Origin of the sequence: Halomonas sp. NyZ770 (assembly GCF_020616575.1) — a bacterium.
In the GTDB taxonomy this organism is placed as follows: Bacteria; Pseudomonadota; Gammaproteobacteria; order Pseudomonadales; family Halomonadaceae; genus Vreelandella; species Vreelandella hamiltonii.
Genome location: NZ_CP085143.1, coordinates 3,794,734 through 3,811,083, shown reverse-complemented (window position 1 = coordinate 3,811,083; position 16,350 = coordinate 3,794,734). Strand labels below are relative to the sequence as shown.

Genomic DNA, 16,350 nt, shown 5'->3' with positions numbered 1-16,350 from the left:
CTGTGTGGACGTGTCTGTGTGGGCACGCATAGGCAGGCTCTTGGCGAGTCGCAGGTTCGCAAACACTCACCCAAAGGGAGGTTATGGTGTGACGTCACTACGTTTATTACCCTGGCTAGGCGTCTGGATGCTGGCGCTGTTCGCCTTATTGGCCGGCCCCGCCATGGCGCAAACCACGCTGGGCGGTGACAACGAAGCGCCGGATACGAGCGCCGAGCAGCCGCCCTCGTATTCGGCGCTGGCGGACTTGCTGGAAGATGAGCAGGCTCGCCAGGAGCTGATTGAGCTGCTGCGCCACCAGGCATCGGCGCTGCCTCCAGGGTTGGCCAACGAACTCTCCCCGGAAGCCGCGGCTGCCGGTGGCAATGTCGCACCCGAAGATGTCTCGCTGCCGCGCCAGCTGGCCGAACTGACCAGCCGCACGGTGAGTGATGTCGGGGGCCAGCTGGAGCAGGCCGTCTCTATCGTCGGCAGCCTGTTCACGGGGCAGGGGGCCGGCACCTTCAATATGGCCGACTTCACCAATGCCGCGATCAATCTCGGCATTGTCATCATTGCCACGTTTGCCCTGTTCTTTACCTTCCGTCGTCTCGCCAAGACGCTGTTTACCAAGCTCAGTGCCTGGTCGCTGGCCGGTGGCAGTTTGACCCCGGTGCTGCGTCTCGTGCTGTGCGTGGCGTTGGCCACGGTGGTGGATGTGCTGCTGGTGGCGCTGGCCTACGTGGGCGGCAACCTGATCGCCACGTTCGCGGTGGGCGAAGCGGGCGAGCTGTCTACCCGGGCCTCGCTGTTCCTGAACGCGTTCCTGATCATCGAGCTGCTCAAGGCGGCAGTGCGCATGCTGTTCTCCTCCCGCTATGAGGGACTGCGGCTGCTGCATATTTCTGCCCAGGAAGCCTCCTATTGGAATCGCTGGATCGCCCGTCTGATCGGTATGGTGGGCTATGGCCTGATGGTGGTCGTACCGCTGGTCAACTATTACCTGGCCCCGACCTTGGGGCAGGCCGTGGGCACCTTCATCATGCTGCTGGCCTTCGTCTATGCCGTGGCGGTGGTGCTGAAGAACCGTGTTCGACTGCGTGATAACTTGAACCTGATGGGCGACCGTTCGACGCTCATGGCCAGCCGCGTGTCGCTGCACCTTTTTGCCCGTACATGGCACCTGTTTGCTCTGCTCTACTTCCTGATGGTGTTCGTGCTGACCCTGACCCGCCCGGGCGACGCACTGCCCTTCGTGCTCATGGCCACGCTGAAAACGCTGGTGGCGGTGGTGGTGGGGCTGCTGCTGTCCACCTTCCTCACCCAGACCATCGGCCGTCGTATTCAATTGTCGGATGACCTGCGTCGCAAGCTGCCGCTGCTGGAAACGCGCCTGAACAGCTACGTGCCCAATGCCCTGCGCGTGCTGCGCACCATCATTGTCGTGGCTGTGATCATGGTGGTGCTGGATGCCTGGGGAGCGTTCAATCTCGCCGCTTGGTACGCTTCCGAGCGCGGTGCCAACCTGGTGGGCAACCTGATCAGCGTGGCGGTCATTCTGATCGTATCGCTGGGCGTATGGCTGGGGCTGGCAAGCCTGATCGAGCACAAGCTGAACCCCGAGACGGGCGACGGGGAGCCCTCGGCGCGTGCCAAGACGCTGCTTAGCCTGTTCCGCAACGCACTGGCCATTGCCATGGTGACCATTACCGGCATGATCGTGCTGTCGGAGATCGGCATCAACATCGGGCCACTGATTGCCGGTGCCGGTGTGCTGGGTCTGGCGATCGGTTTCGGTGCTCAGAAGCTGGTGCAGGACGTCATCACCGGCGTCTTCATCCAGATCGAAAACGCCATGAACACTGGCGATGTGGTGACCGTGGGTGGCGTTACCGGTACGGCCGAACGCCTGAGCATTCGCTCGGTAGGCATTCGCGACCTTTCCGGCACCTACCATATCGTGCCGTTCTCCAGTGTGGATACGGTCTCCAACTACATGCGTGAGTACGGTAATCACGTGGGCGAGTACGGCATTGCCTACCGCGAGAGCATCGACGATGCGATTGCTCAGCTCCAGCTGGCCTTCGAAGACCTCAAGGCCAGCGAAGAGCATGGTCACAAGCTGCTGGCAGACATGACCGTTGCGGGCGTCACCGCGCTGGCCGATAGCTCGGTCAATATCCGTGTGGTCATCAAGACCACGCCGGGTGACCAGTGGGGCGTTGGCCGGGCGTACAATCGCCTCGTCAAAATGCGCTTCGACTCGGCGGGTATCGAGATTCCGTTCCCGCATACCACCCTGTACTTCGGGCAGGACAAGTCCGGCTCAGCGCCGCCTGCCAACCTGCGCATCATGCAGCAGGACTTCACCATCGATGGCAGCCCGGCCGGTCAGCCCAAGCGAGCAGAGCTCGATGTGGATGACCGTCATCGCCCACGGCGTGGTCAGGCACCTTCCGACCAGGCTGCCGAGCACCACAAGCCTGACGACGAGGATGTCTGATCCTCGCTGCATCAACGACAAGGCCGCCTCCGGGCGGCCTTGTCGTATTTATGGAGTGCTGCTGTGACTCAACAGCCCGGGTAGTTCTCCGAGTGGCGTCCCACCAGGTTGATGGATTCCCCGCCATCTACGAACAGCACTTGGCCCACCACGAAGTCGTTGTCCAACAAATAGTACAAGGCTTGTACGAGATGCGCTGGGCTTCCCTGGTGATCGGCAGGAATACCCTCGATGCGCCACTGAACATAGTCGCTGGTGCGCTGTGATGCGGGCAGCACGACGCCAGGGGCGATGCCATTGATGCGTAGGCGAGGTGCAAACTCCAGCGCCGCCATGCGCGTCATATCTGCCAGACTTTTCTTGGACAGCAGGTAGGCTGCATAAGGGTACTGATGGTAAGCCACCTTGTTGTCGATGATATTGATGATCTGGCCGCGCTCGACCACCTCGGCAAAGTGGCGCGTCAATAGCAGCGGGGTGAACATATTGACCCGAAACTGGGTCTCCAGCATGTCCAGGTTTGTCTGGGCGATAGGTGCAGGCGCGTAGGCACTGGCGCTGTTGAGCAGTACGCAAAGCCCTGGGAAACGAGCCTTGGCGTGGGCAATCAACGTGTCCAGCGGGTCTTCCAGAAAGTTGCAGGGCAAGATCTCGCAATCACGCCCCTTGCTCCGGATGCGTTCCGCGACCTCTTCGGCCTCGGTTCGCGAGCTGTTGACATGCAGCGCGATATCGAAGCCCTTGTCGGCCAGCGCTTCGGAAAAGTGGCGGCCAAGGCGGGTGGCGCCACCGGTGACGAGTGCAGCAGGGTTTCCCATGGGTTGCTCCCTATACGGAAGATTATTATTAGGTGGTCAGCTGACTTTCTGCGTGTAAGCAGCGTTTGTCAATAACTTATACAGATGTTGAGCATAATGCTGAAAACGCTACGCTTGGAGGGTGCCGCTCGTTTCCCGTGGGCAAGTGGAAAAAGGCGGCGGGTACGTTTCAACAGAAACCGTCTTTCGCTCAAGTCCCGAGGGCTTGCCATGACAGCCATACCGTCCCATGAGTGCATCATTTCGTTAGGAACCAACATCGAGCCAGAACACCATTTTGCGCAAGCGCTGGAAATCTTGAGCCGCGAGTGTGAGTTGGTGGCCCGCTCCGAAGCTGTACGAACAGCGCCCGTGGGGTTTCAGCAGCAGCCTGACTTCCTCAACGCTGCACTGGTCGTTCGCACCACGCAGACTCGTGATGCCTTCAAAGCTTATCTGAGGGATGTAGAGCAGCGTCTGGGACGTGTGCGAGGACCGATCAAGTCAGGCCCGCGTACCATGGATCTGGATATCGTGGCATGGGACGGCGAAGTGGTCGACGAAGGCTATTTCCAATATGACTATGTGCGTGGCCCCGTGGATGCCGTATTGGCGTCCTGCCATCGCGCTTTGGGAGGGCAAGCGCCCCAGCAGCCGTGAGGAGAGCAGTGTTGCAGGCCTTGTGGTCGTTTTGTTGCTGGACGCGCTCATGGATTGGCAAGGCCGGCCGATAATAACGTTACCCCGTTCCTGTTTCGTTGACGCCTGAGGTCACGCCCTTGCTTAGCCTTGCGACCAACATCACGTCGCTGTTGGTGATGAACAATTTACGTACTAGCCAGCAGGCCATGCAGACCTCCATGCAGCGCCTATCGTCCGGCTTGCGTATCAATAGCGCGAAGGATGACCCCGCCGGTCAGGCCATTGCCAACCGCATGGGCGCGCAGATTCGAGGCATGAACCAGGCCATTCGTAACACCAACGATGGCATCTCCATGGTGCAGACGGCGGAAGGCTCGCTGAATCTGATCAACGACAACCTGCTGCGAATCCGTGAGCTGAGCGTTCAGGCGCTCAATGGCACCAATTCGTCAGACGATCTTGCCTCTATTCAGTTGGAAATCGACCAGCGCCTGGAGGAGATTGATCGCGTCGCTGGGCAGAGTAATTTTAACGGCATCAGGCTGGTCGAGAGCGATAAAACCCTCAACATTCAGGTGGGCGCCAACGCCGGAGATGTGATTGGCGTGCGCTTTTCGGGAATGGGGCGCCAGGCCTTGGGCCTGGACGGTTTCAGCGTATTGGACGATGGCTCGGCCACGCCCAACCCGATGGATGTCGTGGATGAGGCCATGAAGCAGGTCGACCGTCAGCGTAGTTATTTTGGCGCGGTACAGAACCGTTTCGAGAGCGTCATCGATGGCCTCAATACCAACATCATCAACACCTCCGCCGCCCAGTCGCGTATCCAAGACGCCGACTACGCGCAAGAAGTCTCCAATCTGATTCGTGCCCAACTGCTACAACAGGTGGGTATCGCCATGCTGACCCGGGTCAACCAGCAGCCGCAGATGATTCTGCGGCTGCTGGAGGGGCTGTAGTGTCCAGAGAAGCCTAAGATATTCCTTTTTTGCTTCTCTTCGCGGACGTATCCGCATTCAAAAGCCATCTAAAGCTTGTTCATTCCAGTATGGAATGGATTGAGCGTTTTTTTTCGTTTGTGAGCGGCGGCGGGAATTTGCTTTGATAAGCCTATTCAACTCACAACGACAGGAAACGCGACGGCGATGGACCTTCCTCATGTCAGTGCTGCACTAGGCGTCATACATCCGATTTGCGTTGCCCGCGGGCGCAATGCCGAAGTTTGGGACGAAGCGGGTCAGCGCTATATCGACTTCATCGGTGGGATTGGCGTTCTCAATCTGGGGCACTGCCATCCGGCCGTCGTCGACGCCGTCCACTCCCAAGTGGGCACCTTGATGCACTCTGCGTTCAATGCCGTACCACACCGAGGTTACCTGGAGGTGGTCGAGGCATTGAACCAGTTCGTGCCGGTTTCCTACCCGCTCTCTTGCATGCTGACCAACAGCGGGGCGGAAGCGACCGAAAACGCGCTAAAAGTGGCCCGCGGCGTGACCGGTCGTCAGGCCGTAATCGCCTTTGATGATGCTTTCCATGGACGCACCCTGGCGGCGCTGAACTTGAATGGCAAGGTGAAGCCGTATAAATCCGGCCTGGGGGCCTTGCCCGGCCCGGTCTACCACCTGCCTTTCCCTAGCCGGGATAGCGGTGTGACGGCTGAGCAGGCGCTTACTGCGCTGGAGAGGCTATTTGAAGTTGAAATACCTGCCGATGAAGTAGCCAGCATTATCGTTGAGCCCATTCAGGGCGAAGGTGGCTTTCGTTTACTCTGCCCGCAGTTTGCCAAAGCACTGCGAGGCGTTTGCGATAAGCAAAACATCTTATTGATTTGTGACGAAATTCAGTCTGGATTTGGGCGAACTGGCCAGCGATTTGGCTTTACTCATTTGGGCATCGAACCGGATCTTTTGCTCATGGGCAAGAGCATGGCCGCGGGCCTGCCGCTGGCCGCATTAGTAGGCCGGAGCGAATTAATGGATGCGTTGCCCAAAGGTGCCTTGGGTGGCACTTACTCGGGCAATGCGGTGGCCTGCGCGGCTGCTCTGGCAGTGATGGATGTCATGCAGGAAGAAGCGCTAACCGCATGGTCAAATGCGCAAGAAGCGGCGATTGTTAGTGCTTACCAGCGTTGGCAAGCAAGCGAGCGTTTCCCCATGCTGGGGGCTATGACAGGCATTGGCGCTATGCGCGGCATCGTCTTTGAAGACACTGATAACGCGACGGGTGCGGAGCACTTGGCCAACCTGTTGGTAGCCGGCCGTGATGCTGGAGTTTTATTAATGCCCAGTGGTCGCAAACGTAATGTCTTGCGTTTATTACCGCCGTTGACCACCGAACCAGACATCATGGCAGAAGGGCTAGGGCTCATAGAGCAGGCGCTGGAGACGCTCAAGGCATGATCGCAATGGTCAGCGAGGAGGCAGTGCGCAGTGGGTATGTGGCGTTTCTAGACGCCTTGGGCGCCCACGGCTTTGAAGGCGAAATCGCTCCCGATTACGCCAACCGCACGGTGCTGGCTACGGATAACTCGATTTACCAGCGCCTGCCCCAGGCGGCGGTCTACCCCAAGCATGCCGAAGACCTAGAGCGCCTTACCCGGCTGGCTGCGCAAAGCACTCACCGCAGCATTGTATTAACGCCCAGAGGCGGCGGTACCGGCACCAACGGCCAGTCGCTCACCGATGGCATCGTAGTGGATGTCTCCCGCCATATGAACCGGATCCTTGAGATCGACGTTGAAAACCGTCGGGTGCGCGTTCAGGCCGGGGTGATAAAGGATCAGCTCAACACGGCGCTCAAACCCCATGGGCTGTTTTTCGCCCCGGAACTGTCGACGTCCAACCGCGCCACTATTGGCGGCATGATCTCTACCGATGCCAGCGGCCAGGGCAGCTGTGAATACGGCAAAACCCGTGATCATGTGCTGGAGCTTGATACCATTCTGATCGGCGGAAAGCACCTGCACAGCCGCGCTTTAACATCGGACGAAGAGCTGGCTGAGCGCCAGCAGGAAGGTATTCTTGGCCGCGTGCATACTACCGCCGCCGAGATTATCGACCAGCAGCGCGACTTGATTGCAGCCAAGTTCCCACCGCTCAACCGCTGCTTAACCGGCTACGACTTGGCCCACCTGCGCGACGACGAGGGGCAGCTCAACCTCAACAGCCTGCTGTGCGGCTCGGAAGGCTCGCTGGGCTTTTTAAACGAAGCCGTCCTCAATGTATTGCCGATTCCCAAGCACTCCACCCTGGTCAACGTTCGCTATACCAGTTTTATGGATGCGTTGCGGGATGCCAAAGCATTAATGACTGCCAGCGCGCAGCCTACCTCGATTGAGACCATCGACGACAGCGTGCTTCAACTGGCGATGGAAGATTTCGTCTGGGACAGCGTGGCAGAGTTCTTCCCGGCAACTGGTAGGACGCCGATTCGCGGCATTAACCTGATCGAATTTAATGACGACGATGAGAGCGCCCTCGCCGAGCGGGTGCGCGCCTTCACCGACTACCTAAGCCAAGACACCACCGTTGAGCGCCTAGGCTATACCCTTGCCGAGGGGCGCGGTCAGATCCAGAAAGTATACGCCATGCGCAAGCGCTCGGTGGGTTTGCTCGGCAATGTACAGGGTGAGAAACGGCCGATTCCGTTTGTGGAAGATACCGCCGTACCGCCGGAGCACTTGGCGGACTTTATCGCCGAGTTCCGCGCCGCGCTGGATGCCCGCGGGCTCTCCTATGGGATGTTTGGTCATGTGGATGCGGGGGTACTCCACGTACGCCCCGCCATCGATATGAAGGATCCAGAGCAGGAAAAACTGATTCGCGCGGTGTCCGATGAAGTGGCGGCGCTGACCCAGAAATATGGCGGCCTGCTGTGGGGCGAACACGGCAAGGGCGTGCGCTCCGAATATTCGCCTAAGTTCTTTGGCGAACTCTATCCCAGCCTACAGCGGGTAAAAGCAGCTTTTGACCCTTTCAATCAACTCAACCCTGGTAAGATCGCTTCGCCCGCAGAAAGCGGCGAACTAATCGCCAGGGATAGCGACCCCGATCTATTGACGGTCGATGGTGTGCCCATGCGCGGCCAGTTTGACCGCACCATCGACGAGCGCGCCTGGCAGGCCTACGACGCCGCGGTGTACTGCAACGGTAACGGCGCCTGCTACAACTACGACCTTGACGACCCCATGTGCCCTTCCTGGAAGGCGACGCGGGATCACCGCCACTCGCCCAAAGGGCGTGCCAGCCTAATCCGTGAGTGGCTGCGCCTGCAGAGCCAGGCAGGGATCGACGTGGTCGAGGAGTCGCGCAAGCAGCAAGCCGAGGGTGGCTGGGGCTTTATGAAAAGCTTTCCGCGGCGGGTGGCTAACACGCTAAGCCGCCAGCAGCACCACGACTACTCCCATGACGTCTACGACGCCATGGCGGGCTGCTTGGCGTGCAAATCCTGCGCCGGGCAGTGCCCCATCAAGGTCAATGTACCCCAGTTCCGGGCGCAGTTTTTAGAGGTTTATCACGGCCGCTACCTGCGCCCGGTTCGCGACTACGTGATCGGCGGCACTGAGTTTATGCTGCCCACCCTGGCCAAGGTCGCGCCGTTGTATAACGCGGTGATCGGCCAGGGCTGGGTGGAAAAGCTGATGCGCAGCACCTTGGGCATGAGCGATTCACCCGCCCTCTCTCGCGCCAGTGTGAAGAAACAACTGAAGGCCTGGGGCATCGCCGAGGCAACGCCGCTCTCGCTGGCTCTGTTAACCGAGCAGCAGCGCGCTAACAGCGTGATTATTGTGCAGGATGCCTTCACTACTCACTTTGAAGCCAAGCTGGTGATGGACGTGGTGGAGCTACTATCGCGTCTAAATCTACGCGTATTTGTGATGCCCTTCTCCGCGAACGGCAAACCGCTCCAGGTGCAGGGCTTCTTGGGCGCCTTCGAGCGCACCGCTGCCAAGCAGGCCGAGCGGCTGCGCACTCTGGCCCGCTTTGATATCCCCATGGTGGGCATCGACCCAGCCATGACGCTCACCTATCGCCAGGAGTATGTCAAAGCGTTAGGCAATGAGGCGGTGCCGGAGGTGCTGATGCTGCAGGAGTGGCTCACGACCCGCATCAATACGCTAGCGCCCAACCAACTTAAGCTAACCGACCCCGGCTTTAAGCTGCTCTCCCACTGCACCGAGAAAACCAACGCACCGGGCAGCCCGAAAGCGTGGCAGCAGGTATTTGCGGCGTTTGGGTTAGAGCTAGAGTTGATGGCCACCGGCTGCTGCGGTATGTCCGGCACCTACGGCCACGAAACCCGCAACGCCGCCACCTCAAAAACGATCTACGCCCAGTCCTGGCAGCCCCAGGTGGAAGCCGAAAACAACGCTGGTAAGTTGCTGGCCACCGGTTACTCCTGCCGCAGTCAGGTGAGACGTTACTCAGCGCAAACGTTGCACCACCCCTTACAGGCACTATTGGCGCAATTGAAGCCGGTATCTCATCGTTAACCAACAATAGGCAAGAGAGCAATAAAATGACTCAAGCAGATCTTCTTTCAACCAATGAGGTTCGCGACCGTTTCTCCAAGGCCATGTCGGCTATGTATCAAACAGAAGTGCCGCAGTACGGCACGCTGCTTGAACTTGTGGAAAACGTTAACCAGGAAACGCTTAGCCAGCAGCCTGAACTGCATCGCCGCCTGGAAGCCCAGGGGGAGTTGGCTCGTTTGAGCGTAGAGCGCCATGGTGCGATACGTGTAGGTACAGCCGATGAGCTTTCCATGCTGCGCCGTCTGTTTGCTGTCATGGGCATGTATCCGGTGGGTTATTACGATCTCTCTGAAGCGGGCGTGCCGGTTCACTCAACCGCCTTCCGGCCCATCGACGATGACGCGCTGGCGATGAACCCCTTCCGCGTTTTTACCTCGCTACTGCGTTTAGAACTCATTGAAAGTGAGGCGCTGCGCCAGCGTTCAGAAGAAATTCTGGCGAAGCGCGATATTTTTACGCCAGGGGCACGTGAGCTTATTGAACGTCATGAAACTCAGGGGGGGTTAACCAGCGAAGAAGCCGACCAGTTTGTAAAAGAAGCCCTGGAAACCTTCCGTTGGCACCAGGATGCGACGGTTGATCTGGATACCTATCATGCACTTCATGATGAGCACCGTTTGATTGCCGATGTGGTGTGCTTCCGTGGGCCGCATATTAATCACCTAACGCCGCGCACCTTGGATATCGACGAAGTGCAGCGCCGCATGCCTGAAATGGGCATGAACCCCAAAGCCGTCATTGAAGGGCCACCGCGTCGTGAATGCCCTATTTTATTGCGCCAAACTAGCTTTAAGGCATTAGAAGAATCAATCCGCTTTGCCGGTGATACCCAAGGTACCCACACGGCGCGCTTTGGTGAAATTGAGCAGCGTGGAGTGGCGCTAACGCCGAAAGGCCGCGCGCTATATGACCAGTTGCTTAACGAAGGTCGTAAACAAACCGCGGGGCTGGATAACGACGCGCACCAAACGGTTATGGAAAACGTCTTTGTCAAGTTCCCGGATAACGATGAGGCAATGCGCCGGGAAGGCTTGGCGTATTTTCACTATCACCTGACAGCGGTAGGTCAGGCTGCTAAAGAGAGTGCCAGCAGCGATATTGAGGCGTTGATCGAACAAGGCCTAGTGGAAGCCCAACCAATTACCTATGAAGACTTTCTACCGGTAAGCGCGGCGGGTATTTTCCAGTCGAATCTAGGAGGAGGTCAGAATGAGGCCTATGCGGGTAACGCTAATCGTGATGCCTTTGAGGAAGCGCTGGGCGCTCAGGTAACGGATGAACTATCACTCTATGCAGAACGCGAAAACGCCTCTAAAGCGAAAGTGCTGGCAAGTTTAAAAGGCTAATCCGTCGTTTATAAAGAACTGCAGCATAAAGATACACAGTAGTTCTTTAATCAGAGGGCCCTTAAATAAGTGTGTTTAGGCAGTAGTTAAACGATAAAAAACGTGCGCCTACGGTTAACTCGCGGCGCATGTTTTAGTTAAAGGATGTTAAGTAGTGACACCTTGATTAGATGAGTACCCGTAAACACTGACCCGCATGATATAGCGAGAAACCGCTTTCATAGGCACAGCTCCATAACGGGCGTGCCCTGATGGGTTTAGGCTGCGATAACGGCAAAGGGAGCAGGCTGTCATCGCCATTGGCAATATAGTGAGCAAACCCTTCGCCAACTACGGTGCCAGTGGTAACGCCGCGCCCGTTGTAACCGGTGGCTGACAATATCCCAGGGGCAGGTTCAAAAATACGTAAGGTGTGGTCAGGGGTGAAGGCGACCTTACCTGTCCAGGTGTATTCCCAGCGAACGTTACCGAGCGCAGGGAAGTAGTGATTCTGTATCGTATCGGCCCAGCGGGTGAGGTAAGAAAGCGGCTTACCCTCACCTTTGCCCAGGCTGCCAAGGATAAGTCGGCCCTCTTTATCTCGACGAATGCTGCTAAGTACCGTTCGAGTATCCCAGGCGCCTTGCTTCTCTGGAAGTATCGCATCGGCGGCTTCACCGGTAAGGGGTTCTGACGCCAGTTGATAATAATGGCCGGTAAAAAAGTGTTGTCGAACTTGGTTCCAGTCATCTTCGGTATACGCATTAGTCGCCATTACGACTCTATTTGCGGCCACGCTGCCATTTTGAGTTAGCACGCGCCAGCGGTTTCCTTGTCGCTCGATACCTGTAACTGCACTGTGGCAGTAAAGCTTGGCCCCGGAGCTAGTCGCCACGCGGGCGAGCCCCCGCGTATAAGCACAGGGATTGATGGTGCCTGCACGTTTATCAAGAAGTGCAGCATATATCTTGGAGGTGCCTGTAGCATGCTCGCATGCCTCACCTTCCAGCAACGTCACCGGTGCTCCCCGGTTTTGTAACTGATCGCGACGGCGGGCGAGTGCTTGGCAGCCTTTGGTGTTATGGCCAAGGTGCAGCGTGCCTGTTCGGGTGGCATCGCACTGAATGGCATGGCGCTCAATGATATTGAATACCTTTGACGGCGCGCCGCCTAGAACAGTATTAACCCGCTCACCGTTCTCTTTGCCTAGCGCGGCCACAATGTCATCGGGGGGTATCCAAAGCCCCGCGTTCACTAGACCAACATTGCGTCCTGACCCGCCACTGGGAATATCTCCCGCCTCCAGCAAGGCTGTTTTGATACCTTTCTCGGCCAGATGCAATGCGGTTGAGAGGCCCGTAATCCCGCCGCCCACCACACACACATCGACCTCTTCATGGCTGGCTAACGCGGGGTAATCTAGAGGTGTTTCGGCACTCGTTTGGGGCCAAAGGCAGCGCTCGGAGAGGGGCGTTGGCATTTTAGTACCTCCTTAAAAAGATGAGCAGGTCGGCCCAAGGCCGACCTTTTATGGCTATGAAGTAGGTTGTTGAGAGGAGGGGGCAGAGTGTGGTGTATCAGTAGCGTTTGTTTCAGGCTGCTCCGGTTCGTCGCGGGGAATAAAGCGGCCGGTTAGTGCCCACAGCAGTCCGAATAGCGGTGATAGCCAGCAAGCGAAAGCGAAAGGTGCATAAGCCAGTGTGGGTACACCAATGGTCGATGACACAAAACCGCCGCCCATGTTCCAAGGAATCAATGGCGAAGAAAGCGTGCCGTTGTCTTCGATCGAGCGCGACAGCGTACAGGTTTTATAGCCCATGGCTTGATACTGACCTTTTAACAAACGGCCGGGTAACACCAGCGTTGTATACACATCGCCGATAATAGTACTCACTGCAAGCGTAGTGCCGGAGCTTGTCGCCACTAGGCTGAAACGACCTTTAATTAACCGCATTAGCTGTTTAATGATCGCATCAACGGTGCCGTAGGCTTCCAGCATGCCAGCGAAACCTAACGCAAAGAACGTTAAGGTAACCACCCAGGTCATGGAGAGCACGCCACCACTGCTTAGCAGTGCATCAATGGCTGGATTGCCGGTATTGCTGCTAAAACCATTCTGCATGGCATCAAATACCGCGTGTAAGGTCTCACCTTGAACACCGATGGCTACCAGGCCGCCTATAGCTGCGCCGGTAAAAATGGTTGGAAAAGGCGGAAACTTGGCAAGCGCTAGAGCGATGACAACACAGGGGGGGATAAGCGTTATCCAAGAAAGGGTAAAGGTGTCATCAAGCGCCTGACGAAAGGTGGCAATATCGGTGCTTCGTTCGAACTGGCCGCCATAGTCAGCGCCGAGCCATACGTAGAGCACCAGCGCTATCAGCATCGCGGGAACGGTGGTCGCCATCATGCTGCGAATATGGCTCCATAAATCCGTTTCACACACGGCCGGTGTTAGGTTGGTCGTCTCAGATAGAGGTGACATTTTATCGCCAAAGAAAGCCCCTGATACCAACGCGCCGCCCGTTAAATGCATGGGAATACCCAACCCTTCCCCGATCCCCATTAGGGCAAGCCCGAGTGTCCCTACCGTGCCCCAGGAAGTGCCCGTTGCGAGGGATACCAAAGCGCTAATCAAACAAGTAGCGACCAGGAAATAGGAGGGCGAAACCAACTGAAAACCATAATACATCAGCGTGGGAACAGTGCCGGAAAGAATCCAGGTGCCAATCACCATGCCGACCGCCAAGAGAATAAAAATGGCGGGCATTCCTAGCTTAACCACCTCCAGCATTGAGGCTTCCATCTTTTCCCAGGGAACGCCGCGTATGCGCCCGCACATGGCGCAAATCATAATGCCGAAAGCTAAGGGAATATGGGGAGTAAAGTCAGAGAAGATAAAAAACTGCAGTATAAGAATGGCGGTAGTGGCCAGCAACGGAAGTAGCGCCATCGCGAGGCCCGGCGTCGGGCCGATTTGGACATCGTCACGCATACATCACCTTCTTTTTTTATGTTGTTAGTAAGGGCCCTTTAGATAAGAGCCCTTACTTGATGGGGAAGGGTTAGTCGAACTTAATGCCTTGTGCTAACGGGAGTTCGCGGGAGTAGTTCACGGTGTTAGTTTGGCGACGCATATAGCTCTTCCAGACGTCGGAGCCGGACTCACGACCACCGCCGGTCTCTTTCTCGCCTCCAAACGCTCCACCAATTTCAGCGCCACTGGGGCCGATATTGACGTTAGCGATACCGCAATCACTGCCGACGGCGGATACGAAGGTTTCCGCTTCACGCACATCGGTGGTAAAGATGCAGGATGACAGCCCCTGGGGAACGTCGTTGTTGGTAGCAATGGCCTCATCCAGCTCCTTATAGGTGAGCACATAGAGAATGGGCGCAAAGGTTTCGTGCTTAACTAGCGAGTTTTGCTCTGCCACTTCAACAATGGCGGGCGCCACGTAGTAGCCTTCATCGCTACCCGCGATCTCAACTCGATCTCCACCGAAGACATTGGCACCATGCTCACGCGCTTTGGCCAGTACACTTTGCATCGCATCAAAGGCTTGATGATCAATCAGTGGGCCGACTAAGCTGCCTTCAAGTGGGTTTCCGATGCTTACCCCGGTGTATGCTTTTTTCAGCCGCGATAGCACGTCATCTTTGATGGATTCATGCACGATCAAACGACGTAGCGTGGTGCAGCGCTGGCCTGCCGTGCCGACCGCGGAGAAGAGAATGGCGCGCGTCGCCATGTCTAGATCGGCACTGGGTGCCAGAATCATCGCATTGTTGCCGCCCAGCTCGAGAATGCTGCGACCGAAGCGCGCCGCCACTTTGGGGCCGACTTCGCGACCCATGCGGGTGCTGCCAGTGGCACTGATAAGCGCTACGCGTGGGTCATTGACCAGTTGCTCGCCAGGAGCGCGCTCGCCAATGATCACTTGGCTCAGGTGGGCCGGTGCCTCATCGCCAAACTGTTCGATGGCGCGATCCAGCAGCGCCTGACAGGCCAGTGCCGTTAACGGTGTTTTCTCCGAAGGCTTCCACAACAGGCTGTTGCCGCAGACCAGAGCCAGTGCTGCATTCCATGCCCAGGGCGCGACTGGAAAGTTGAAGGCCGTGATCAGGCCAATGGGGCCGAGCGGGTGCCAGCTTTCACGCATGTGGTGGCCGGGACGCTCGGAGGCGATCGTCAGACCGAATAGCTGGCGCGACTGACCCACGGCGAGATCGCAGATATCGATCATCTCTTGAACTTCACCCAATCCTTCCGGAAGGATCTTGCCGCACTCCCAGGTGACGAGCTCACCCAGCGATGCTTTGTGCTGGCGTAGCTGCTCGCCGAACAGGCGGACCAGCTCTCCGCGACGTGGAGCAGGCACTTTTCTCCATGTTTCGAAGGCTTCTACCGACCGAGCAATGGCCGTTTCGGTGTCGCTCTGGCTGGAGGTTGTTAAGCGGCCGATTTCGCTGCCATCGATAGGCGTGGTGACCGATAACTCGCCTCCCTGATATAAGTGACTTGCCACGCCCAACTTTTCCATTAAAGAATGAATCATTCTTTTTCCTCGTGTTGTGGTTTTGCAATAGGTGTGAGATCAGTATTGCGAGCCCCAAGGCAAGTGCACAAACGATGAATGGGAAGAATATCATTCCTTTTTTTATTGATGCGAGGTGATATGCGCCGTAACCACTTACCCTCTTTGATGGGGTTGAACTGTTTCGAAGCTGCGGCTCGGCATCTGAGCTTCACGCGTGCGGCGGAGGAGCTGAACTTGACCCAAAGCGCCGTCAGCAAGCAAGTGGCACAGCTGGAGGGAACGCTGCTACACCCTTTGTTCAGACGGGTGAAAAAGCGTCTGCACTTGACGCCTGAAGGGGCGGTGTATCTTGGTGAGGCGCGCAAAATTCTCGCGCAAGTGGAGATGTCGACTCGGTACATGCAGTCATACGGAGTAGAGTCAGACGTGCTCAACGTCGCCACGCTGCCTACGTTTGGAGCGCGTTGGCTGATTCCTCGCCTCAATGGATTTCGTCACCAGCATCCATCTATCAGCCTGAATATACTCAATCGTTCAGAGCCGTTCGATTTACAAAAAGAGCGTATCGAGGTTGCGTTCTTTTTTGGCCCAGGGGCCTGGCCCAAGGCGGAGTGCATGGAGCTGCTGACCGAAGAGCTCGTGCCCGTTTGTGCACCGTCGACGTTCGACCAGTTCGACATCAACGGCCCATTGGCATTGACGGATATGGTGCTGCTGCAAGTATCTACGCGCCCCGAAGCGTGGCACGAGTGGTTCGAAGCACAGTCACTTTATACTGAGCACAGCTATCACGGGCCGCGCTTCGACACCTTTTATATGGCCCTGTGTGCGGCCCAGGCGGGTTGTGGCGTCGCATTGGTGCCAAAGTTTTTGGCGCAAAAAGAGATCGAAGAGGGAAAGCTGGTGATCCCATGGCCGTTTGGGCTAACGAGTACCAACGCTTACTATATGGCCTACCCCGAGCACATGGGCGAGATTTATAAGGTGAGAGCCTTCATCGACTGGATAAGTAAGCGTATCGATTAACACC

11 protein-coding genes are annotated in these 16,350 nt (G+C 57.2%); 7 read left to right on the top strand and 4 right to left on the bottom strand.

Features of this window, described 5'->3' with window-relative positions; genetic code table 11:
- Positions 1–127 precede the first annotated feature (127 nt).
- Positions 128–2,482 carry a mechanosensitive channel protein gene (gene ybiO / locus LG409_RS17530; RefSeq protein ID WP_446719104.1) on the top strand — a complete coding sequence of 785 codons (2,355 nt, stop codon included), beginning with the start codon at positions 128–130 and terminating at the stop codon, positions 2,480–2,482.
- Between the two features lie 68 nt (positions 2,483–2,550).
- Here ybiO and LG409_RS17525 read toward each other — a convergent pair whose 3' ends face one another.
- Entirely contained in the window at positions 2,551–3,300 is a 750-nt protein-coding gene (locus LG409_RS17525; RefSeq protein ID WP_227407285.1) for an SDR family oxidoreductase, read from the bottom strand.
- A 210-nt stretch (positions 3,301–3,510) separates the two neighbouring features.
- On the opposite strand from LG409_RS17525, the gene folK reads away from it, so the two are divergent.
- The 5 genes from folK to hglS all read left to right on the top strand — a co-directional run bounded on the left by folK (position 3,511) and on the right by hglS (position 10,800).
- The gene (gene folK, locus LG409_RS17520) at positions 3,511–3,939 is read left to right on the top strand and encodes a 2-amino-4-hydroxy-6-hydroxymethyldihydropteridine diphosphokinase (RefSeq protein ID WP_227407284.1); all 429 of its coding nucleotides are present in this window, start codon (positions 3,511–3,513) and stop codon (positions 3,937–3,939) included.
- Positions 3,940–4,058: 119 nt separating this feature from the next.
- Positions 4,059–4,880: a flagellin N-terminal helical domain-containing protein gene (locus LG409_RS17515; protein ID WP_227407283.1), complete on the top strand. Its 822-nt coding sequence runs from the start codon at positions 4,059–4,061 to the stop codon at positions 4,878–4,880.
- Between the two features lie 186 nt (positions 4,881–5,066).
- Positions 5,067–6,320, top strand: a complete 1,254-nt coding sequence (locus LG409_RS17510; RefSeq protein WP_227407282.1) for a 2-aminoadipate transaminase — start codon at positions 5,067–5,069, stop codon at positions 6,318–6,320.
- Positions 6,317–9,412 (top strand): D-2-hydroxyglutarate dehydrogenase YdiJ, encoded by a 3,096-nt coding sequence (ydiJ, locus tag LG409_RS17505; RefSeq protein ID WP_227407281.1) that lies wholly within the window; start codon positions 6,317–6,319, stop codon positions 9,410–9,412. Before LG409_RS17510 ends, ydiJ begins: the two co-directional genes overlap by 4 nt.
- A gap of 26 nt (positions 9,413–9,438) precedes the next feature.
- Positions 9,439–10,800, top strand: a complete 1,362-nt coding sequence (hglS, locus tag LG409_RS17500) for a 2-oxoadipate dioxygenase/decarboxylase HglS (protein ID WP_227407280.1) — start codon at positions 9,439–9,441, stop codon at positions 10,798–10,800.
- A gap of 166 nt (positions 10,801–10,966) precedes the next feature.
- Here hglS and amaA read toward each other — a convergent pair whose 3' ends face one another.
- The 3 genes from amaA to amaB form a co-directional block, all read right to left on the bottom strand.
- Positions 10,967–12,259: an L-pipecolate oxidase gene (gene amaA / locus LG409_RS17495; RefSeq protein ID WP_227407279.1), complete on the bottom strand. Its 1,293-nt coding sequence runs from the start codon at positions 12,257–12,259 to the stop codon at positions 10,967–10,969.
- A gap of 54 nt (positions 12,260–12,313) precedes the next feature.
- Positions 12,314–13,774 (bottom strand): Na+/H+ antiporter NhaC, encoded by a 1,461-nt coding sequence (gene nhaC, locus LG409_RS17490; RefSeq protein ID WP_227407278.1) that lies wholly within the window; start codon positions 13,772–13,774, stop codon positions 12,314–12,316.
- A 70-nt stretch (positions 13,775–13,844) separates the two neighbouring features.
- Positions 13,845–15,338 (bottom strand): L-piperidine-6-carboxylate dehydrogenase, encoded by a 1,494-nt coding sequence (gene amaB, locus LG409_RS17485; protein WP_227407277.1) that lies wholly within the window; start codon positions 15,336–15,338, stop codon positions 13,845–13,847.
- Between the two features lie 120 nt (positions 15,339–15,458).
- On the opposite strand from amaB, the gene LG409_RS17480 reads away from it, so the two are divergent.
- Positions 15,459–16,346: a LysR substrate-binding domain-containing protein gene (locus LG409_RS17480; protein WP_227407276.1), complete on the top strand. Its 888-nt coding sequence runs from the start codon at positions 15,459–15,461 to the stop codon at positions 16,344–16,346.
- Positions 16,347–16,350 lie beyond the last annotated feature (4 nt).